A 19,810-nucleotide genomic window follows, 5' to 3' on the forward strand; every position below is an offset into this window, starting at 1 on the left:
TACTGTCTTCATCTATTATCCAGCTTTTCTTAATGTTCTTAACTCTTTAGCAGAAATTCTAACTTTTGTAGGTTTACCATCTACTAAAATAGTAGCTTTTTGTAAGTTAACATTCCATTTTCTTCTACTTGAGTTTAACGCATGAGAACGAGTGTTTCCTGATAATGGACCTCTACCACTGATTTGGCATTTTCTTGACATGTTCTTTCCCTCCTTTAGTAGTTGTTCTACGTACTGTGTTATATTAACATTATTTATAGTATAATGCAAACATTTTTTTACAAAAAAGCTGTTTTTATCAATATTTGTGATTATAAATACTTTATATAATGATAAAAATGAGTTAATTTGTATTTTTTTTTAATAATATGTGATATGATGGCTTGCGGTTGGAAAGATACTAAAAGAGTGATTATAATTTGTAAATATTATATTTTTAAGGTATAATTATGTTTGAACATGAAATCATTTTAAGGAGGATAACTTGATGATTGAAAAAAATACAAATTTAGGATCAGTAAATATTTCTTTAGATGTAGTTTCTACTGTAGCTGGTGGAGCTGCTACTGAATGTTATGGTGTAGTAGGTATGGCTAGCCAAAAGAAATTAAAAGATGGATTTTATGAATTATTAAAGAAAGAAAATTATTCTAAAGGAATTATTGCGAGTGATGGAGAAACTGGTTTAATTTTAGATTTATATATCATTTTAGGGTATGGAATTAAAATTAATGAAATTTTAGTTGAAGTTCAAAAGAAAGTGAAATACGTTGTTGAATCAACATTAGATGTCAAAGTTGAGGCAGTTAATGTTTATGTTCAAGGACTTCGTAATATCGATTAGTGGAGGAAAAATATGCAAATACTTACAGGAAAGCTATTTAAAGAGATGGTTTTATGTGGTGCGAATACTCTTCATAATAATCATCCTGAAATAGATGCTTTAAATGTATTCCCTGTACCTGATGGGGATACTGGAACAAACATGTCTATGACTTTTAATGCTGGAGCAGCAGAAATCAAAGATATGGATAGTGACAATATTTATGATATTGCTAAAAAATTATCTAAAGGTTTATTAATGGGAGCACGTGGTAACTCAGGTGTTATCTTATCACAAATCTTTAGAGGATTTGCAATGGGCTTAGAAGGTCATGAAAGTGTTGATGCTGTTGCTTTTGCCAATGCTTGGAAAAGTGGGGCAGAAGTTGCTTATAAAGCTGTTATGAGACCTGTTGAAGGAACAATTTTAACTGTTATTAGAGAATCAAGTGAAAAGATCGTTGAATATACTCAACCAGGTATGGAAATTGAAGATGTTTTCTCTTATTTTGTTAAAGAAGCAGAAAATTCATTAGAAAGAACACCTGAATTACTTCCAGTATTAAAAGAAGTTGGTGTTGTTGATAGTGGTGGAGCAGGTTTATTGTTGGTTTTAACTGGATTTATGGCTGCTTTATCAGGTGATCGTGTTGATTTTGTTGATATTAAATCAGAAGGTCAAGTCAATGCTGGAACTGAATTAGAATCTGGTGAAGAAGGATATGGATACTGTACAGAATTTATTGTTCGTCTTGAACCTTCATTAATTGATAAATTCTCAGAAAACCAATTAAAGAAAGAATTAGAAAGAATTCCAGGAAACAGTATCGTCGTTGTACAAGATGAAGATATCGTTAAAGTACACGTACATACATTAAAACCAGGTGAAGCTTTAAACTTAGCACAAAGATTTGGTGAATTTGTGAAGTTAAAAATTGAAAATATGCAAGAACAAGCAAATAACTTACAAAATGCTGCAGCAAATCAAGGAAGTATTGTAGGTGTTGATGATAGCAAACCTCAAAAACGTGAAGCTAAAGAAACAGCTATTATTTCTGTTTGTGCTGGACAAGGTGTAGAAGATGCATTCTTAGGATTACATTGTGATTATGTTGTAAGTGGTGGACAAACAATGAATCCATCTACTGAAGATATGGTTGCAGCTGTTAAAGAAGTAAATGCTAAAAATGTTATTATCTTACCAAATAACTCTAATATTGTAATGACTGCTCAACAAACAGCTACAATCTTAGAAGGAGAAGTCAATGTTATTGTTATTCCAACAAAAACAATTCCTCAAGGATTATCAGCATGTGTTATGTATAATCCAGAAGTTTCATTGGAAGATAATATTGCTGAAATGGAAGATGCAGTATCTCATGTTAAAACTGGACAAGTAACATTTGCAATCAAAGATACAAATATTGATGGTGTTGAAATTAAAGCGAATGATTATATGGCTTTAGTTGAAAAAGATATTGTTGCTTGTAAACCAAATAAATTAGATGCGGTTAAAGTATGTTTAGATAAATTAGTAGATGAAGATTCTGAATTGATTACTTTACTTGTAGGTGAAGATGTTGTTGATGAAGAAGTTGAAGAAATTGAAAGCTACATTGAAGATAACTTTGATGCAGAAGTAGATATTATCGAAGGAAAACAACCTGTTTATTCATTTATTATTGGTGTCGAATAAAATTATTATAAAGTTAAAAAGGTCCTTAGAGAAATCTAAGGGCTTTTTTACTGATTTATATTGTTTTTAAATTCTAGAGGGGATCGACCATATCTTTTTTTAAATACTTTAGAAAAATAATTAGGATCTTCAAAACCACAAAAAAAGGCAATTTCTTTAACATTTAACTCATCATTTATAAGAAGTTCTGTGGCTTTTTTTAAACGATAATCCAAAAGATATTGATGGATTGTTGTATTGTATTTTGATTTAAAATGATTAAGTAGAGTTCCACGACTACAGAAAAAATAAGAACATAATTCTTCAATTGTAATTTGTTTATTGTAGTTTGCAATGATATAGTGTTTAACTTCTTGGGCAAGATGATCATGTTTTGCTTGGATACGGTTTGTAAGTGAAATGTATTTTGCACATACATCACAAATACTCGCAAAAGCATAAACTTGTTCCTCGTTTAAAATTGTAATTTCTGTGATATATTTTTTTAATATTTCTTTATCTTGAAAATATTCTTTAGATTTTTCAATGATTTCAGAATAATTTCTATATGTTCCTATAACGGCTTGTCCCATCATTAAATAACCAGTTAAACTTCCATAAGAATAAAGAGGCATAATTGCTTCATTTAAACCAAAGTGGCATTTATAAATATAAAGTTCACCCGTTTTTTTGACATGTTCCATAGCTTTATAATCACAATCAATACAATGTTGAAAAGCATTGTTGTTTTTTTCTAATTCATTACAAAATTTTGATTTCTTATGAGGATAAGAAGCTAATAAATTTTGGTTCAAATCAAATATAGACATATTCAAACCTGATATTTTATATAAATCTTTTAATAATTTTTCTAATTCATTCATAATATTCTCCATACTTTATATAATATAAGCTTATAATTATTATACTTCTTTCTTTTTATATCATAAATAGGTAGAAATATAATGAATAAAAAACATATTTATACTTTTTTACTCTATATTATACTTTGTTCCATTTCTATTTTTAAGGGTTAATTTATAATATAGTCAGGAGGAAAGAAAAATGGAAATGAAAAATGAATGGGTCAAAGATCCAAAGATTTTTAATGTCAATCGTTTAAGAGCAACAGCATCGATTCATAGATATGCAAGTATTAAAGAATTAAAAGAAAAACAAAGCAGTTTCAATTATTCATTAAATGGGAGCTGGAAGTTTCATTATGCAACAGGATTTAATCAATTAATACCGGAGTTTTCTAATAAAGATTATTGTGTAGATCACTGGGATGAAATCAAAGTACCTGGTCATATTCAATTACAAGGATATGGAAAACCAATGTATGTCAATCAAATCTATCCTTGGTCAGGAACACAACAAATCATTCCTGGAGAACTCCCTGATAAAAATCCAATTGGAAGTTATGTCACTTATTTTGACAGCTCAGTAATCAAAGATAATGTCGATACTTATATTACTTTCCATGGTGTTGAATCAGCCATGGCTCTATGGGTCAATGGAACATTTGTTGGTTACAGTGAAGACACATTTACACCTTCAAGTTTTAATATTACAGATTTGATTGTTAATGGAGAAAACAAAATTGCTGTTAACGTTTATCGTTTCAGCAGTGGAAGCTGGTTAGAAGATCAAGATTTCTGGCGTTTTTCAGGTATTTTCAGAGATGTTGAACTTCAAATGGTATCACACGTTCATTTAAAAGATATCAAGATTTTGACACATTTAAATGAAAATTATGATCATGCAACTGTTGAAGTAACGCCAATGATTGTAAGAAAAGAGGCTAAATTTAAGGCAGTCTATACTTTAAAGTATAAAGATGAAATTATTGGACAAAAAGAAAGCAAAGATTGTTGCAGTCCAATCAATTTTGAATTCGATGATCCTCATTTATGGTCAGCAGAAAAACCAAACCTTTACCAATTATATGTAGAAATCATGGATGAAAAGGGTTTAGTTGAATGTAGTCAATACAATGTGGGTGTCAGAGAATTTAAACTTATTGATGGTATCATGTGTATCAATGGCAAAAGAATTGTTTTTCATGGTGTCAACCGACATGAATTTTCTGCTAAGACGGGAAGAACGGTTTCTTATGAAGATACTAAAAAAGATATCTTGAATATGAAAGCTAATAATATCAATGCCTTACGTACATGTCATTATCCAAATCAAACATTTGTTTATGATTTATGCGATGAATATGGTCTTTATGTCATTGATGAAGTCAATCTTGAAACACATGGAACTTGGAGTGAACTTTTTGATAAAACACATATCATACCAGATGATAAATCTGAATGGCTAGATATTATTTTAGATCGTGCCAATTCCATGTATGAAAGAGATAAAAACCATCCTTCGATTATTATTTGGTCATTAGGAAATGAATCTTATGGTGGTAAAAATCTTTATGAAATGTCTAAGTTTATGAAACAAAAAGATACTTCTCGTTTGATTCATTATGAAGGACTTTCACATGATCGTCGCTACAATGAAACAAGTGACATTGAAAGTCAAATGTATACTTTTGCAGTTGATGTTGAAAAATACTTAAAGGAACATCAAGATAAACCATTTATTTTATGTGAATACGCCCATTCTATGGGAAACAGTAATGGAGCATTATTCAAATATATTGATTTAGAAAAGAAATATTCCTTGTATCAAGGTGGATTCATCTGGGATTACATCGATCAAGCATTATACCATGGTGGAAAATTATGTTATGGTGGGGACTTTGGCGAAAGACCAAGTGACTATGATTTCTGTGGAAATGGAATTGTTTTTGCAGATCGTACAAATACACCAAAGATGCAAGAAGTCAAATACTGTTATCAATATGTAGATTTTAGAATAGATGAAAATGATATTCATATCAACAATAATTATCTGTTTACAAATTTAAATGAATATCAATTACAAATGGATCTGTTATGCAATGGTAATGTTGTTCAAACCAAAACAATGACAGTAGATTGTAAACCATTATCATCAGTTGTTGTTGAAAATCCATTTAAAATAAATGATCAAGACCAAGAATATACTGTAACAGTCTATTTGAAAAAGAATCATGAAATATACGCTCAACAACAATATATCTATGAAGTAAAAAATAAAACACATAACATTCATACAACAAAACACGTAGATATCGTTGAAGACTACTTGAATGTAGGCGTTGTAGGAAAAGATTTCAATGCGATTTTCTCAAAACAAAAAGGTTTGGTTTCTTATAGATATCATCAACAAGAATATATTAGAGTACCTGTCAGACCAAATTTCTTTAGAGCCGCTACAAATAATGATGTTGAAAATAAATATGGTTATCGCTATGGTAAATGGTTAACTGCCAGTCTATATGCAAAATGTGAGTTTGTTGGTATTTCAAAAGGAGACTGTTCCTGCAAGATTGAATATGCTTATGATTTGCCAAATTTACAAGATGAAAAGGTTCATTTAGTTTATGAAGTCTATGGTGATGGTAAAATCATTGTAGATATGTCTTATCAACCGGTTGTTTCTGAAATTGAAATGCCTGTATTTGGACTTATCTTCCAATTATATAAAGATATGGAAGAAGTAAATTATTATGGATTTGGTCCAGAAGAAAACTATATTGATCGAAACAAAGGGGCACTTCTTGGAAAATATACTTATCAAGTAACAGACAATTTAACACCTTATTTATATCCACAAGAATGTGGTAACAGAACGCATGTCAGAGAATTATCAGTTGCAGGTGAAAATACAAAATTAACAGTCAAAGGTGAAGACTTTGAATTTACAGCTTTACACTATACACCTTATGAATTAGAAAATGCGCGTCACAAAGATGAACTTCCAAATGTTTATCAAACGGTTTTATGTATCAATGAAAAACAAATGGGTGTTGCTGGTGATGATACATGGGGTGCTAAGACACATGATGAATTCTTATTAGATAAAGAAAAACATCATTTACGTTTTAGTTTTAAAGGTAAGTTATAATGAGATTTATATTTGTAAGACACGGAAAGACACATTTTAATGAAATCAATCTGACACAGGGTTGGTGTGATTCTCCTTTGTCAAAAGTGGGAATCAGACAAGTTGAAAGTATTTCAAAGCAACTAGAACAATACCAAATAGATAAGGCATACACATCTCCATTGGGTAGGGCAGTACAAACGTCAAATATTATTCTAAGTAAAAAAGAAGTCGAACCGATTTATGAAGAACGTTTTAAAGAAGTTAATTTTGGAATACTTGAAGGAATATCCACAGAACTTGTAAGAAAACTCAATATTGAATCACCAAACTGGTTAGAAGATTTGGATATGGATTACAGACCTTATGAAGGAGAAGACATTCATGATGTTATTTCAAAACATCATGATGCACTTCAAGAAATCATAGAGGATTGTAATGAAAAGGATACCGTTTTAATCGTAGGGCACGGCTGTTTGTTATATGGATTTATCAAATCATTATTACCTCAACAATCTTTTAAATTTCCTAATAATGCTTCAGCAATGATTGTTGATTATTCAAATGGAAATTTCAAACTCGAACAAATTTTAGACCCTATTATATAAAAATAAACAGGTTTGCGATGGTAAACCTGTTTATTATTTATAAAGTTTCAGAATATCTGATACTGATTAGATCAGAAATAAGCTGTAACGGATAGGGATGACTTGCGTAGCCACCTTTACTGTTATAACGGATGTAGAAATCGATAAATGGATATTCTATTGACTGGTCAGAAGTAATCATGCATATCTTTGGTTTCTTTTTGTTACTTTTGAATGGCTTGGCTCTTGGAAAAATACGATCAAAATAGGTTCCTGATTCTGAAAAAATAATAATGAGATTATTTTCATCAGCGTCAGTAATATAGTCTGCCTGATCTTTGATATTAAAACAAGAAAAGATAAGTTTACCACTTGTTTGCAGATCGAACTGTAAATTGCAGGCAACACTTTCAGATTGCATATAGCCAAAAGCGGCTATTTTCTGATAAGAACTGATTTCTTGAACAAGTGTATTGATTTGTTTTTCAATATCATTTTCTAAGAAGTAATTTAAATTGGAAATAACATTTTTTACATATGATTGAAACATTGATGAGGATTCATGTTTTTCATAGTCAAACTTTCTTTTTAAGCGAGCAGACTCAACAGAAAACTTTGCGATTTGATTTTTCAATGCATTGAAATCTTTAAGTCCAATATCACGACAAAAGCGCGAAATACTAGAATTTGACACATAGCAAGCCTGAGCTAGATCTGTGAGAGAATATTCTTCTAAATCGCGCATATTTTCTATCATATATTTAGCTATTTTATAGTTATTTGAACCTTTTGGTTCATCATTAAGTGTTGATAAAAGTATAATTATTAGGTTAAACATGAAGAATCTCCTTTATGTATATTTTGCATAATTATACCATAGTTAATTATTGTTTAACAACAATAGTTTTAGCTACTTTATCATGAAAAGATTGTGTATTTGCTTGGAAATAAGCATAGATAATTGAACCGATAGTTAAAGCATAGGCAATATATTTTAAAGGATCAACAATCATTGTAAGTTTAAATAATGGAAGTAGCTTTCTTATATAGGTTGGGATGATAATCATCCCACCTTCAAGTAAGGATGCTCCAAGAAGTTCTCTTAACATCATATCTTTTAAATTGATTGATTCATTATTTTCTTTAATGATTTTGATCTTACATATTTTTTTACCAAGTGTTTGTCCTTTAAAAAGATATGTTGGAATAAATACATAGTAAATAATACCAATCAAAACACCATAAAGACCTAAAGCAAGACCTATAGAAAAATCATAGTGTGTTAAATCAAACATATAAGGTTTTAAGTAGTCATTTCCTCTTAAATAGAAGGTAATAGGGATAACAGCCAGCATGTTAGTAAGATACCAATCGATGATCATAGCTACAAATCTTCTAACACGTGTTTCGATAATATCCATATTATTTCTGTTTTTATTGCTTTTTTTATTTTTTGTTTTATTTTTTCTCATAAGTAGTCCTCCAGGATAGAAAAATTATAACAAATGAACGCTTTATTTACTTTTTCTTTTCCAAAAGGTAGAAATTATTTCCAAACATTGGAAATAAAAAAAGAAAGCCGAAGCTTTCTATAAAGATTTTATAATCTTTTATAATCATCCATATTTAATAAAGATGCAGCATCTTTATCACAGATAACAGTGAAGTTAGGATGTAATTTTAAAACAGTTGCTGGTAGTTCATCTGAAATAGGTGAATCTAACACTTGTTTTAAAATTTGAGCTTTTTCTTTACCAGTAACAATCATTACAAGATGTTTCACTCTCATTAGACTTTTTGGTCCCATTGATAAAGTGATTGGTAGATGATCTCTTGCTGGATATGTTGGATTAGCTGCATTTTTTGTTTTACGATCCATTGGATAAGTATAACTATCCATAGGTGTACATCTTGGACAGTTGCTGCAGAAATGTCCATCCCAACCTAGTCCAATCAACATAACATCAATACCACCAGCATCTCTGATTTCTTGATCATAAGTTTCCCAATTTTCCATAGTTGTTGTATGGATTCTTTCATCAGGGATATTTGCATCTTTAAAGAATAGTTCTTGCATTTCTTCCCAGTTTGGGCCATATGGTTTATCTTGATAAGGTGCTTCATCAAAAAGATAGTATTGAATGTCTTTGAATTTTTCTTGGTCTTTAACATAAGGAACCATCATCTTATAAAGATTGATTGGAGAACGCCCAGCAGTTAAAGAGATATTAACTCTTTTATCTTGCATCATTGCTCCAAGTAAAATGTGCATTGCACTTTCGCTCATTTTTTGTTCATTTTCTTCAATGATTAATTTCATAAATATATCCTCCTATTTTATAAGAAGATATAACTCACACACAATTTCATTATAAAAAATAAAAAGGGAGTGTCAACATAAAAAAATAAATGCCAATAAAAAAAATAAAACAATTTATTTCCACGATTTGGAAAAGATTTCAAGCAATTGGAAAGATATTTTTTGTTGTGGAAATCAAAAGAATTTTAAGCGGTTACAGTTATATAATTTCACTGTAGCAAGAGAAGGGAGGGAACTTTCATGAATTTCATGGAAAAATTTAATGAACTTGCAAATCGTACACTTGTACCAATTGCTAACAAATTAGGGAATCAAAGACATTTGGCTGCTATTCGTGATGGAATGGTAGTAGCAATTCCGTTATCTATTTTAGGAGGGGTATGTTTAATTATTTCCACACCACCTTTTAAACCAGAAACGTTGCCAAATTGGGGATTTGTCTCTGATATGTTAAATGGTTGGTATAATTGGGCGCAAGCTAACAAAGCAATGTTGCAATTACCTTATAATATGACAATGGCATTAATGGGGTTATTTATTGCATTTGCAATTGCTTATCATTTAGCAGATGAATACGAAATGCCAAAATTAAATTCAGCAATCGTATCAACTGCCGTATTTTTAATTGTATCTGCACCAACAACTTCAGCAGTAGCATCAAATCTTATTGTTGATGGAAAAAGTGCCACAGACTTATTAGCTTTAGCTGGTAATTACATACCAACGACCTATTTGGATGCCAAAGGTATCTTTACAGCAATCTTGGTTGCTATAGGTTGTGTGGAAATTATGCATTTTATGTTTAAAAAAGACATTCGTATTAAAATGCCTGAAGGTGTTCCACCAGCAATCAGTTCATCTTTTGATGCAATCTTACCATTATTTATTTGTGTAATCATTTTTTATGGTCTTTCTTTAGTTGTACAAAACTTTAGCGGACAACTTTTACCAAGTATGATCATGACAGTTTTAGCACCTGCAATTTCAGGACTTGATTCATTAGTTGGTATTTGTTTAATTACCATGATTGCTCAAGTATTCTGGTTCTTTGGATTACATGGAGCAAGTATTACTCAACCAATCCGTTTACCATTTATGCAAATGTATTTGATTGCTAATCTTTCAGCATTCTCTGCTGGACAACCAATCGTACATTACTTTACTCAACCATTCTGGTCATATGTTATTACACTTGGTGGTGGTGGAGCTACAATGGGACTTTGTATCTTGTTGTTGAAATCTAAATCAGCAGAATTAAAGACATTAGGAAAATTATCAATTGGACCTGCAATCTTTAATATCAATGAACCGATTATCTTTGGTTTACCAATGGTTTTAAATCCATTAATGATGATTCCATTTATCTTTGTACCAGTAATCAATTCAATTATTGCTTATGGTTTAATGGCCTTCCATATTGTAGGAAAAGGAATTATTGAAACACCATGGACAACACCAGCACCACTTGGAGCTGCTCTTGGATGTATGGATTTTAAAGCTGCTATTATGGTTATTGGTTTAATTATCTTAGATATGGTTTTATATTATCCATTCTTTAAATTATTAGAAAAACAAAAATTAGAAGAAGAAAATTCAGTACAAACAAATTAAAAAAAGAAGATTAACTCACACATCAATCTTTTAAAAATTGAATAACTTAAGTATGCTCTAATGAGACCCCAAAATCATTAGAGCTTTTTTTTATAAAACTTAAAGTTCGACAGTTGTTTCTCTCAGTTTATGAAGAAGGGAGGGATAATATGTCAACTAAAGTTAGGGTAAACCTGAGAGAAATGTATCCTAAATATTATAATCAAGATTGCTTTGTTGAAGTTGATCAGGATGTTTATGAGACAATGAATAAATATGATCATATTGATGCAGCATATAAAAGAAAAGTAGATTATCATAAGGGATATTTTTCGTTAGATCGAAGTCCATTTTTAGAATTAGAAAAAGAAGGCTTTGATGTTAACGAAAACTTATTGTTGAAAGAATTGATACATCAAGAATTAATAAGTTTTATTGAGTTAACAATTAAAGATTTACCAGTCAAAGAAAAAGAACGTATTTTAAAAAAATATGTTCAATGTAAGACTCTAGAATCAATTGCTATTGAAGAAAACTGTAGTATGCCTGCGGTTTACTATTCTATTAAAATAATACTGGAAAAAATTAAAGAAGTTCTAATTAAAAACGGTTATGACATTAATGATTAATTTAAATATCGTAACTTAAAAATGTTTTATAAATCTCATTATTTTAAGGAGATTTAAGACTGTTGACAAATATGAAGTTAACAGTCTTTTTTAAATTATTTTATTAATAAAAACAAGCTCTTAACGCTTCACATCATTTGTGCACATTGCACAAATACTAATGATTAATTTAGGATGCTTGTCTCTACTCAATTTGTTATATTTCATTATAATGAAATTGTAATAAAAATTAACATGTAAAAGAATGAGATAACCCATATATATTTATATCTCATATATTTACATTTTAAGTAATAGTTTCCCAAGATATTAATTTTTTTATTACACGAATTCCCTATAAAAATAAAGAAGATCATTCCCCTTAAATGATCTTTTTTATTTGTTTATAATTGTTATTAAAAATAGTTATAACATTAATGATTAATTCAAAGATCATAACTTAAAAATGCTTTATTGAATCTCCTTATATTTAAGGAGATTTTTTTAACATATTTATGCGAGTTGAACACTAAATAGTATTGGAATTATATGAAAGGAGTATGCAATGATAAAAAAATCAGTAGAGGTGAAATATATGTAGCCGACTTAAATCCGTATCAAGGTTTTGAACAAGGTGGGATAAGACCTGTAGTTATTTTACAAAATGATGCAGGAAATTATTTTAGTAGCACTACTATAGTTGCATCACTGACATCTCACGTAGCAAAAAAAGGAAATTTACCAACACATGTCTTTATTAACAGCCGAGAAGATCTTGAACATGATTCTATAATAATGTGCGAGCAAATAAGAACGATTGATAAATCAAGATTAATTAGATGTTTAGATCGGTTAGACGAGTATGAGATGGAGGAAGTTGAAGAGGCTTTGAGCGTAAGTTTAGGATGCTTTGATGACTCATTAAGTATAAATGTGTTGACAATCCAATTTATTTTGAGAATATAAGATTCTTTTTCTTGCGCGTTGAAAATAGGACATGCCATTGGCATTGGATAAGATTTTTTTTTAATAATTATTTTTACCTTTACATGGTCCATTGGATATACGTCCGTCATTTATCCATGTAAAAAAGTTGGGTATCTCTTCTTTCCAATGTTCAAATGTCTTTATAACATTATTATTTGTTAGTGTTAAATGATTATAATTTAAGAATAATTCAATTTAAAAAGGAGCTGTTACGAAATTAAATAATTAATTTCATACAGTCTTTTCTTTTGTAAAATAAAAATAGGAATTTTAAATATCTATATAATAAAATTATACTACTATAAGAAGCAATTGTTTCTAATTACAATAATTCCTCAAACATAACGTTTGAGGAATTAATTGGTAAGAAATAAATATTACTGATAAGATATCAATATCCTATTTTTTAGTTAGATTTTATAAAAAACGGATGTTACGATTTTAAATTATTTCGTAACATTCCCCACGATAATTTATAGCGTACCGGATAATTTAATATACCTGAAAAATCCATTGCCTATTTTTGTTTATTATAAGTATTAATAAAGGTGTTTAAGGAGATGAGTTGGATGAAAGAAATAGAAGTAAAAGATTTAATCAAATATATTAATCCTTTTAAAACCAGCTATTGCTAGTGATGGAAAAGAAACCAATGGGCTTACAATTGGTTGGGCTGGATTTGGTGTTTTATGGAGAAAGCCAATGGCTACAGTTTATGTACATAAAACACGTTATTCAAAACATATTTTCGATCATGCTAAATATTATTCGATTTGTTTTATGGATCAAGAACATAAAAATCAATTAGGTTATTTTGGACGTGTTTCTGGTAGAGATGAAAATAAAATGGAAAAGTGTGGAATGACTGTTAATAATCAAGATGTTGCTCCTTATTTTGAAGAGAGTTCAGTCGTTATTTTATGTAAGGTTATGGGTAAAAGTGATTTTGATCAAAAGAGTGTTGATGAAAATGTTTATGAATGGTACCAAGAAGAAGGGGTTCATAGTCAATATTATGGAGAAATTGTAAAAGTATTGGTTAAAGACCATAAGTAAAACTTATAGTCTTTATTAATAAATAAGGACTATAATTATCTTGTGAAAATGTTATCATATTACTGTAAAATAGGAGGAAGAATCATGGGTAAATTATTATTAACTGGTGTTGATGGTAACTTAGGTCAATTAACTGCTGATGTTTTATTAACACTAGAACCAGTAGAAAACTTAATTTTTTGTGGATATAGTGAAGAATCACTAAAGAAATATGCTGAAAAAGGAATTGAAACACATATCACAAACTTTAATAATCCTGATGGATTAGCTGAAGCTTTTAAAGGAGCAGATGCTCTAGCATTGATTTCTATGCCATTTGTTGGTGCTAAAAGACAAAATGCGCATAAAAATGCAGTAGATGCTGCTAAAGCTGCAGGTGTTAAACAAATTATTTATACATCTTTAGTCAATGCGGATGATGAAACAAATCCATCAGTAGAAAAGAAAGATCATATTTATACTGAAAAATATATTCAAGAAGTTGGTTTAGATTATCAATTTATGAGAAATTCTCAATATGCTGAAGCAATGGTCACAAACTACTTTACTTATGCACATATGAATGCACCACTTACAAATTCACAAGGTGATGGTTTAATGGCTTACATTTCACGTAAAGACTGTGCGAAAGCATTAGCTTATGCTTTGCATAGATCAAATGAATTCCATCAAAAAGTATGGAACATTAATGGTTTAGAATTAATGACAATTTCAACATTCTGTGCTATTGGAGATGTCAGTACAGGAAATCATGTTCCATTTGTGAATGTGACTGATGAAGAAAACTATCAAATTTGGGATACTATGGGTGTTCCTAGAACAACAGATGGTGTATTCCAAAAAGATTCAGAAGCACCATTTTCATCAGATGGAATGGTTACATTTGCTCAAGCAATCAGAGAAGGTAAAATGGATATTCATACAAAAGACTTTACAATACTTACAGGAGATACACCTATTTCAGTAAGATATATGTTTGATCATCAAGAAGAATTCCAAATTGGTGAAAGACATTCTCAAGATAAATAAGATATCTAATAAAAGTGAATCGATGAAGGATTCACTTTTATTATGTTCAAAAAATAAATTTCTATATATAAATAATGGATGTTTTATTTTAATGTCATAATTTAGAAAAACGGGGCAATATAGCATAAATGAAAGTGTTCCTTCATTTATAGAAAGGGTTAGATTGTTGTTAGAAAATGACTTGAAAGTTCAAATAGGAAACTTTTATTAATTAATGAAAGACAAGCAGGAAAAATATTATGAGAGATGAAAGAAAGAAGTGGATACGCTAAATTATAGAGGATATCAATTTTATAAAGAAAACCCATCTTTGATGATATGGAAAGTCATAGAAAAATATTTCAAGATTGTCATTTGTAATTAAATAAATATATTGAAAATCCATTTTATCTACTTTTAATAGACATTTTTTGTGTTTTATGTCATAATACCAAAGCTACTTAAAAGAAAGGAATGACGATATGATATCAACACAAAATGTCTCATTAAGATATGGAGATAGAGCATTATTTGAAAATGTTTCTGTTAAATTTACAGAAGGTAACTGTTATGGAATTATTGGTGCCAATGGTGCTGGTAAATCTACATTTTTAAAAATCTTAGCAGGAGAAATTGAACCTAATAAAGGGGAAGTTATTATTGAACCTCATAAAAGATTATCTGTTTTAAAACAAGATCACTTTGCTTATGATGAAAATAAAGTTGTTGAAACTGTTATTATGGGTAATAAAAGACTTTATGAAATCATGCAAGAAAAAGAAAGATTATACGCAAAAGAAGATTTTAATGATGAAGATGGTATTTTACTTGGTGAATTAGAAGGTGAATTTGCGGATATGGATGGTTGGAACGCTGAAGCTGATGCTGAAACAATGCTTAATGGTTTAGGAATTACTTCTGAGTTTCATGATATGTATATGAAAGATTTAGATGGAAATCAAAAAGTAAAAGTTTTATTAGCGCAAGCCTTATTTGGTGATCCGGATATTTTATTATTAGACGAACCAACAAACCACTTGGATTTAAAAAGTATTAATTGGTTAGAAAACTTCTTGTTAAATTTCAAAAATACTGTTATTGTTGTTTCTCATGACCGCCATTTTTTAAATAAAGTTTGTACACATATTGCTGATATTGACTATAGCCGTATTCAATTATACGTTGGAAACTATGATTTCTGGTATGAATATAGTCAAATGCAAATTCAACAAGCGAAAGATCAAAATAAAAAAGCTGAAGCAAAGAAAAAAGAATTGGAAGAATTTATTGCAAGATTCAGTGCCAATGCTTCAAAAGCCAAACAAGCAACTTCTAGAAAGAAATTATTAGATAACTTAGAAATGGTCGATATTAAACCATCTCTTAGAAGATATCCATTTATTGGTTTTAAACCAGGAAGAGAAGTAGGAAATATCGTTTTAAATGTTGAAGGTCTTACTAAAGTAGTTGATGGAGAAAAACTTATTAATAATGTTTCATTCTCTATTCAACCAAATGAAAAAGTTGCTTTTGTAGGAGATGATAAAGCAACAGAAGCGTTCTTTAAAATTATTATGGGTGAAGATGAAGATTATGAAGGAGAATTTAAATGGGGTGTGACAACAAGCCAATCTTATTTTCCTAAAGATAACTCAAAATATTTTAATGACTGTGAATTATCACTTGTTGATTGGTTAAGACAATTTACAGATGGAACGGTTTATGAACAAGATTTAAGAGGATGGTTAGGAAGAGTGTTATTCTCTGGAGAAGAAGCTTTAAAGAAAGCAAATGTTTTATCTGGAGGAGAAAAGGTAAGATGTATGCTGGCTAAAATGATGATGGAAGATGCAAATGTTCTTGTTTTTGATGAACCAACAAACCATTTGGATCTTGAATCAATTCAAGCTTTAAACCAAGGTCTTATTCAATTTAAAGAAAATATTTTATTTACATGTCATGACCATCAATTTGTACAAACAATTGCTAATAGAATTATTGAATTTAATAAAGATGGTATGATTGATCGTTTATCAACATACGATGAATATTTAGAATATAAAGAAGAATTAGAAACAAAATAAAGGATCCAAGAAGGATCCTTTATTCGTTTACGATATATAATGTTTTATAAGGGAAGGAAATTTGAAAAAAATTTTTTTCTAAGAAAGATGTTTAAATATTATTTATCTTTCTTGTTATTATCATAATAAACAATTGTGAACTGAATATTTCTTATTAAACAAAAAAAGCCTTTTTTAAAGACTTTTTTGTTTAAATAATAATTAGGAAGGGAATATGAATTTATTATTTAACGAAAGATGATTGATCTTTCATGGTTATAATATAGATGAAAACTGTAATAGAACAATGGTTCAATCATGTGTTTTTATGTGATGTCATAAAATTAAATGATAAAGAAGATTGAAAAAAATTATCATTTTGGTAAAATTGTTTTAAACAATGTGAGGTGATAAAGTGGAATTACATTTTACAAAAATGGAAGGTATTGGAAATGACTATATTTATGTTGATGGGATCCATCAAGAAGTACCGATGGATGCTGAATTTATTAGTCGTATTTCTAATCGCCATTTTGGTATTGGTGGAGATGGGATGATTGTTATTTTAAAGTCTGATCAATATGATTTTAAAATGCGTATGTTCAATCTAGATGGTAGTGAAGGAATGATGTGTGGAAATGGAATTCGTTGTTTTGCTAAATTTTGTTATGACCATCATTTAACAGATAAAAAGGTTTTAAATATTGAAACAAAGGCAGGTTTACGTATTGTAGAACTTATTTTTGATGGGGATGAAGTTGTTGGCGCAAAAGTAGATATGCAAGAACCAATTTTAAATTGTAAAGACATTCCTGTTATTTTTGATCAAGAAAAAATGATTAATGAAAAAGTAATGATTGGAGATCAAGAATATGCTTTAACAGCTGTTTCTATGGGGAATCCCCATGTCATTACGTATGTTGATTCATTAGATTTTGATATTGAAAAAATAGGAAAACAATTTGAAAAACATGCTATGTTTCCAGAATCTGTCAATACTGAATTTGTTGAAGTAATCAATGATCATTATTTAAAAATGCGTGTATGGGAAAGAGGCAGTGGTGAAACAATGGCTTGTGGAACTGGTGCTTGTGCTGTTATGTATGCAAGTTATTTGAATGGTTATTGTAAAGAAAAAGCAACAGTTGAGCTTCTTGGAGGAAAGTTAGAAATTGAACTTCAAGAGGGACATATTTTTATGACAGGTCCAGCAACAACTGTGTTTGAAGGAAAAATAAAAATATAAGGAGGAAATTTATGTTACAAACAGCAGAAGAAATTATTAAGTATATTGGTGATGCAAAGAAACAAACACCAATTAAAATGTATTTAAAAGGTGAAAATTTACCTGATACAGATGCATTCCATTTATTTGGAGATAGTCATTTTAAAATTGCTATTGGAGATTTAGATGCTATTAATGCTTATGTTGAAGAAAATAAAGATTTAATCAAAGATTCATTTATTGAACAAGATCGTCGTAATAGTGCGATTCCAATGTTAGATATGAGAAATATCAACGCTCGTATTGAACCAGGATGCTTCATTCGTGAAAATGTTTCTATTGGAGATAATGCCGTTATCATGATGGGTGCTGTTATCAATATCGGTGCTAAAATTGGTGAAGGATCAATGATCGATATGGGTGCTGTTTTAGGAGGACGTGCTGAAGTTGGAAAACATTGTCACGTTGGAGCTGGAGCAGTGTTAGCTGGTGTTATTGAACCACCTAGTGCTTCACCTGTTATTCTAGAAGATGATGTTTTAATTGGTGCAAATGCGGTTGTTATCGAAGGTGTTCATATTGGTAAAGGTGCAGTTGTAGGTGCAGGAAGTATCGTTACTCAAGATGTACCTGCTGGTGCGGTTGTTGTTGGAAATCCAGCAAGAATCATCAAGGAACAAAAAGATGAAAAAACTGAAGGTAAAACACAATTAATGGATGATTTACGTAAAATCTAGGATACGATTATGGAACAATTATTAGATCAAATAAGGACATGGCGTCGTCATTTACACGCCATTCCTGAAATCGGTTTTCAAGAATATAAAACATCAAAGTATCTTTATGAAGAATTAAAAAAAATGGGGTATCAGCCTTTAAAAATAACAGAGACGGGAATCGCTGTTTATCTTGATTTTCATAAAGAAAAAACACTTGCTTTTAGAAGCGATATCGATGCTTTAGAAATTGAAGAACAAACAGGTGTATCATTTAAAAGTACACATCAAGGAAAAATGCATGCCTGTGGTCATGATGGACATATGACAGCACTTCTTGGACTTGCTTATAAGCTAAAAGATGTTCAAGATCTACCACATAATGTTTTGCTTATTTTTCAACCAGGAGAAGAAGTGGTCAATGGGGCACCATCAATTATTAATACAGGTATTTTTGAAAAATATCATGTTAAAGGAATTTATGGTTTACATATGTTCCCAGATGTTGATGAAGGAAAAATTGCTTGTCGTAAAGGTCCTTTAATGGCTGAAAGTGGTGAATTGGATGTAACGGTTCATGGTAAAAGTGCACATGCAGGTAAGTATCATGAAGGAATTGATTCGATTGTGATTGCGAGTTTTTTGATTAGTAATTATCAAAGTATCATTTCACGAATGATTTCGCCAATGCAACCTTGTGTTTTAAATATAGGTGAAATACATGGGGGAACGGTCAGAAATATTGTGGCTAGTCAAACAAGTTTCCATGGAACACTTAGAACTTATAGTGAAGAAGTCTTTTCACGTATTGTAGAAGCAATGAAAGGGTTTAATCAAGGAATGGAACAAGCATATCATTGTCAAATTGATTTTGCCTGTCAACCTTTTAACCCACCTGTTTTAAATGATGCACATTTATATGAAGAACTTAAAAAGAATGTTGGCGCAAACTTCGAAGAACTTGAAGAGCCTGTGATGTTAGCAGAAGACTTTGCTCATTATCAAAAAGTGATTCCTGGTGTTTTCTTTTATGTGGGGACAAGATGTAAAGAATATACTTCAGGTTTACATACACCAACTTTCAATTTTCATGAAGAAGTTTTAGTACAAGCTGTTGAACTTTATGAAAAACTTGCAAGAAATGTACAATTGGGGGACTAAAA

At 30.0% G+C, this 19,810-nt stretch carries 18 protein-coding genes and 1 pseudogene; 13 read left to right on the plus strand and 6 right to left on the minus strand.

Annotated features, from left to right (window positions below; genetic code table 11):
* Positions 1-15: 15 nt before the first annotated feature.
* Complete coding sequence (rpmB, locus tag Fi14EGH31_RS04640) at positions 16-201, minus strand: 50S ribosomal protein L28 (RefSeq protein ID WP_022002209.1); 186 nt, start codon at positions 199-201, stop codon at positions 16-18.
* Positions 202-487: 286 nt separating this feature from the next.
* On the opposite strand from rpmB, the gene Fi14EGH31_RS04645 reads away from it, so the two are divergent.
* Together Fi14EGH31_RS04645 and Fi14EGH31_RS04650 are read left to right on the plus strand one after the other, a co-directional pair.
* Positions 488-844 carry an Asp23/Gls24 family envelope stress response protein gene (locus Fi14EGH31_RS04645; protein WP_022002208.1) on the plus strand — a complete coding sequence of 119 codons (357 nt, stop codon included), beginning with the start codon at positions 488-490 and terminating at the stop codon, positions 842-844.
* Between the two features lie 12 nt (positions 845-856).
* Positions 857-2,518, plus strand: a complete 1,662-nt coding sequence (locus tag Fi14EGH31_RS04650; protein WP_117832297.1) for a DAK2 domain-containing protein — start codon at positions 857-859, stop codon at positions 2,516-2,518.
* A 47-nt stretch (positions 2,519-2,565) separates the two neighbouring features.
* Here Fi14EGH31_RS04650 and Fi14EGH31_RS04655 read toward each other — a convergent pair whose 3' ends face one another.
* Positions 2,566-3,381, minus strand: coding sequence for a PocR ligand-binding domain-containing protein (locus Fi14EGH31_RS04655; RefSeq protein WP_158562543.1), 816 nt, complete (start codon positions 3,379-3,381; stop codon positions 2,566-2,568).
* A gap of 181 nt (positions 3,382-3,562) precedes the next feature.
* Here Fi14EGH31_RS04655 and Fi14EGH31_RS04660 point away from each other — a divergent pair, with 181 nt between their 5' ends.
* A complete protein-coding gene (locus Fi14EGH31_RS04660; RefSeq protein ID WP_117864421.1) occupies positions 3,563-6,508 on the plus strand; it encodes a glycoside hydrolase family 2 TIM barrel-domain containing protein in 2,946 nt (981 codons plus the stop codon).
* Positions 6,508-7,095, plus strand: a complete 588-nt coding sequence (locus tag Fi14EGH31_RS04665; RefSeq protein ID WP_117813749.1) for a histidine phosphatase family protein — start codon at positions 6,508-6,510, stop codon at positions 7,093-7,095. The genes Fi14EGH31_RS04660 and Fi14EGH31_RS04665 overlap by 1 nt, the downstream gene beginning before the upstream one ends.
* A 37-nt stretch (positions 7,096-7,132) precedes the next feature.
* Here the strand turns inward: Fi14EGH31_RS04665 and Fi14EGH31_RS04670 are convergent, their stop codons facing one another.
* The 3 genes from Fi14EGH31_RS04670 to Fi14EGH31_RS04680 form a co-directional block, all read right to left on the minus strand.
* Positions 7,133-7,912 (minus strand): MurR/RpiR family transcriptional regulator, encoded by a 780-nt coding sequence (locus Fi14EGH31_RS04670; protein WP_107029809.1) that lies wholly within the window; start codon positions 7,910-7,912, stop codon positions 7,133-7,135.
* Positions 7,913-7,958: 46 nt separating this feature from the next.
* Entirely contained in the window at positions 7,959-8,546 is a 588-nt protein-coding gene (locus Fi14EGH31_RS04675) for an RDD family protein (RefSeq protein ID WP_234697827.1), read from the minus strand.
* Positions 8,547-8,674: 128 nt separating this feature from the next.
* Positions 8,675-9,394, minus strand: coding sequence for a 6-phosphogluconolactonase (locus Fi14EGH31_RS04680; protein WP_022002201.1), 720 nt, complete (start codon positions 9,392-9,394; stop codon positions 8,675-8,677).
* A gap of 240 nt (positions 9,395-9,634) precedes the next feature.
* Between Fi14EGH31_RS04680 and Fi14EGH31_RS04685 the strand changes: the two genes are divergently transcribed.
* The 3 genes from Fi14EGH31_RS04685 to Fi14EGH31_RS04695 all read left to right on the plus strand — a co-directional run bounded on the left by Fi14EGH31_RS04685 (position 9,635) and on the right by Fi14EGH31_RS04695 (position 12,558).
* Positions 9,635-11,005: a PTS sugar transporter subunit IIC gene (locus Fi14EGH31_RS04685; protein WP_022002200.1), complete on the plus strand. Its 1,371-nt coding sequence runs from the start codon at positions 9,635-9,637 to the stop codon at positions 11,003-11,005.
* A 149-nt stretch (positions 11,006-11,154) separates the two neighbouring features.
* A complete protein-coding gene (locus tag Fi14EGH31_RS04690) occupies positions 11,155-11,613 on the plus strand; it encodes a sigma-70 RNA polymerase sigma factor region 4 domain-containing protein (protein ID WP_117864425.1) in 459 nt (152 codons plus the stop codon).
* Between the two features lie 528 nt (positions 11,614-12,141).
* Positions 12,142-12,558 (plus strand): type II toxin-antitoxin system PemK/MazF family toxin, encoded by a 417-nt coding sequence (locus tag Fi14EGH31_RS04695; RefSeq protein WP_107029812.1) that lies wholly within the window; start codon positions 12,142-12,144, stop codon positions 12,556-12,558.
* Here Fi14EGH31_RS04695 and Fi14EGH31_RS15780 read toward each other — a convergent pair.
* A pseudogene (locus Fi14EGH31_RS15780) lies at positions 12,535-12,717 on the minus strand (ISL3 family transposase); the annotation flags it as partial. The gene Fi14EGH31_RS04695 and the pseudogene Fi14EGH31_RS15780 sit on opposite strands and share 24 nt — an antisense overlap.
* Before the next feature lie 489 nt (positions 12,718-13,206).
* Here Fi14EGH31_RS15780 and Fi14EGH31_RS04700 point away from each other — a divergent pair.
* The 6 genes from Fi14EGH31_RS04700 to Fi14EGH31_RS04725 all read left to right on the plus strand — a co-directional run bounded on the left by Fi14EGH31_RS04700 (position 13,207) and on the right by Fi14EGH31_RS04725 (position 19,808).
* Positions 13,207-13,635: a flavin reductase family protein gene (locus Fi14EGH31_RS04700; RefSeq protein WP_267905657.1), complete on the plus strand. Its 429-nt coding sequence runs from the start codon at positions 13,207-13,209 to the stop codon at positions 13,633-13,635.
* 84 nt (positions 13,636-13,719) lie between these two features.
* Complete coding sequence (locus Fi14EGH31_RS04705; protein WP_117788191.1) at positions 13,720-14,664, plus strand: NAD(P)H-binding protein; 945 nt, start codon at positions 13,720-13,722, stop codon at positions 14,662-14,664.
* Positions 14,665-15,125: 461 nt separating this feature from the next.
* Positions 15,126-16,727: an ABC-F family ATP-binding cassette domain-containing protein gene (locus Fi14EGH31_RS04710; protein ID WP_022002195.1), complete on the plus strand. Its 1,602-nt coding sequence runs from the start codon at positions 15,126-15,128 to the stop codon at positions 16,725-16,727.
* A 394-nt stretch (positions 16,728-17,121) separates the two neighbouring features.
* Positions 17,122-17,952 (plus strand): diaminopimelate epimerase, encoded by an 831-nt coding sequence (gene dapF / locus Fi14EGH31_RS04715; RefSeq protein ID WP_117788193.1) that lies wholly within the window; start codon positions 17,122-17,124, stop codon positions 17,950-17,952.
* 11 nt (positions 17,953-17,963) lie between these two features.
* Positions 17,964-18,668 carry a 2,3,4,5-tetrahydropyridine-2,6-dicarboxylate N-acetyltransferase gene (gene dapD / locus Fi14EGH31_RS04720; protein ID WP_022002193.1) on the plus strand — a complete coding sequence of 235 codons (705 nt, stop codon included), beginning with the start codon at positions 17,964-17,966 and terminating at the stop codon, positions 18,666-18,668.
* Positions 18,669-18,677: 9 nt separating this feature from the next.
* Positions 18,678-19,808, plus strand: a complete 1,131-nt coding sequence (locus tag Fi14EGH31_RS04725; RefSeq protein ID WP_107029816.1) for a M20 metallopeptidase family protein — start codon at positions 18,678-18,680, stop codon at positions 19,806-19,808.
* Positions 19,809-19,810 lie beyond the last annotated feature (2 nt).

It is taken from the genome of Faecalibacillus intestinalis (assembly GCF_015097455.1).
GTDB lineage: Bacteria > Bacillota_I > Bacilli_A > Erysipelotrichales > Coprobacillaceae > Faecalibacillus > Faecalibacillus intestinalis.

Bases quoted from the DNA above. Each gene is read 5' to 3' on its own strand.
- rpmB (WP_022002209.1), bottom strand. From the start codon at position 201: ATGTCAAGAAAATGCCAAATCAGTGGTAGAGGTCCATTATCAGGAAAC.
- Fi14EGH31_RS04645 (WP_022002208.1), top strand. From the start codon at position 488: ATGATTGAAAAAAATACAAATTTAGGATCAGTAAATATTTCTTTAGAT.
- Fi14EGH31_RS04650 (WP_117832297.1), top strand. From the start codon at position 857: ATGCAAATACTTACAGGAAAGCTATTTAAAGAGATGGTTTTATGTGGT.
- Fi14EGH31_RS04655 (WP_158562543.1), bottom strand. From the start codon at position 3,381: ATGAATGAATTAGAAAAATTATTAAAAGATTTATATAAAATATCAGGT.
- Fi14EGH31_RS04660 (WP_117864421.1), top strand. From the start codon at position 3,563: ATGGAAATGAAAAATGAATGGGTCAAAGATCCAAAGATTTTTAATGTC.
- Fi14EGH31_RS04665 (WP_117813749.1), top strand. From the start codon at position 6,508: ATGAGATTTATATTTGTAAGACACGGAAAGACACATTTTAATGAAATC.
- Fi14EGH31_RS04670 (WP_107029809.1), bottom strand. From the start codon at position 7,912: ATGTTTAACCTAATAATTATACTTTTATCAACACTTAATGATGAACCA.
- Fi14EGH31_RS04675 (WP_234697827.1), bottom strand. From the start codon at position 8,546: ATGAGAAAAAATAAAACAAAAAATAAAAAAAGCAATAAAAACAGAAAT.
- Fi14EGH31_RS04680 (WP_022002201.1), bottom strand. From the start codon at position 9,394: ATGAAATTAATCATTGAAGAAAATGAACAAAAAATGAGCGAAAGTGCA.
- Fi14EGH31_RS04685 (WP_022002200.1), top strand. From the start codon at position 9,635: ATGAATTTCATGGAAAAATTTAATGAACTTGCAAATCGTACACTTGTA.
- Fi14EGH31_RS04690 (WP_117864425.1), top strand. From the start codon at position 11,155: ATGTCAACTAAAGTTAGGGTAAACCTGAGAGAAATGTATCCTAAATAT.
- Fi14EGH31_RS04695 (WP_107029812.1), top strand. From the start codon at position 12,142: ATGAAAGGAGTATGCAATGATAAAAAAATCAGTAGAGGTGAAATATAT.
- Fi14EGH31_RS04705 (WP_117788191.1), top strand. From the start codon at position 13,720: ATGGGTAAATTATTATTAACTGGTGTTGATGGTAACTTAGGTCAATTA.
- Fi14EGH31_RS04710 (WP_022002195.1), top strand. From the start codon at position 15,126: ATGATATCAACACAAAATGTCTCATTAAGATATGGAGATAGAGCATTA.
- dapD (WP_022002193.1), top strand. From the start codon at position 17,964: ATGTTACAAACAGCAGAAGAAATTATTAAGTATATTGGTGATGCAAAG.
- Fi14EGH31_RS04725 (WP_107029816.1), top strand. From the start codon at position 18,678: ATGGAACAATTATTAGATCAAATAAGGACATGGCGTCGTCATTTACAC.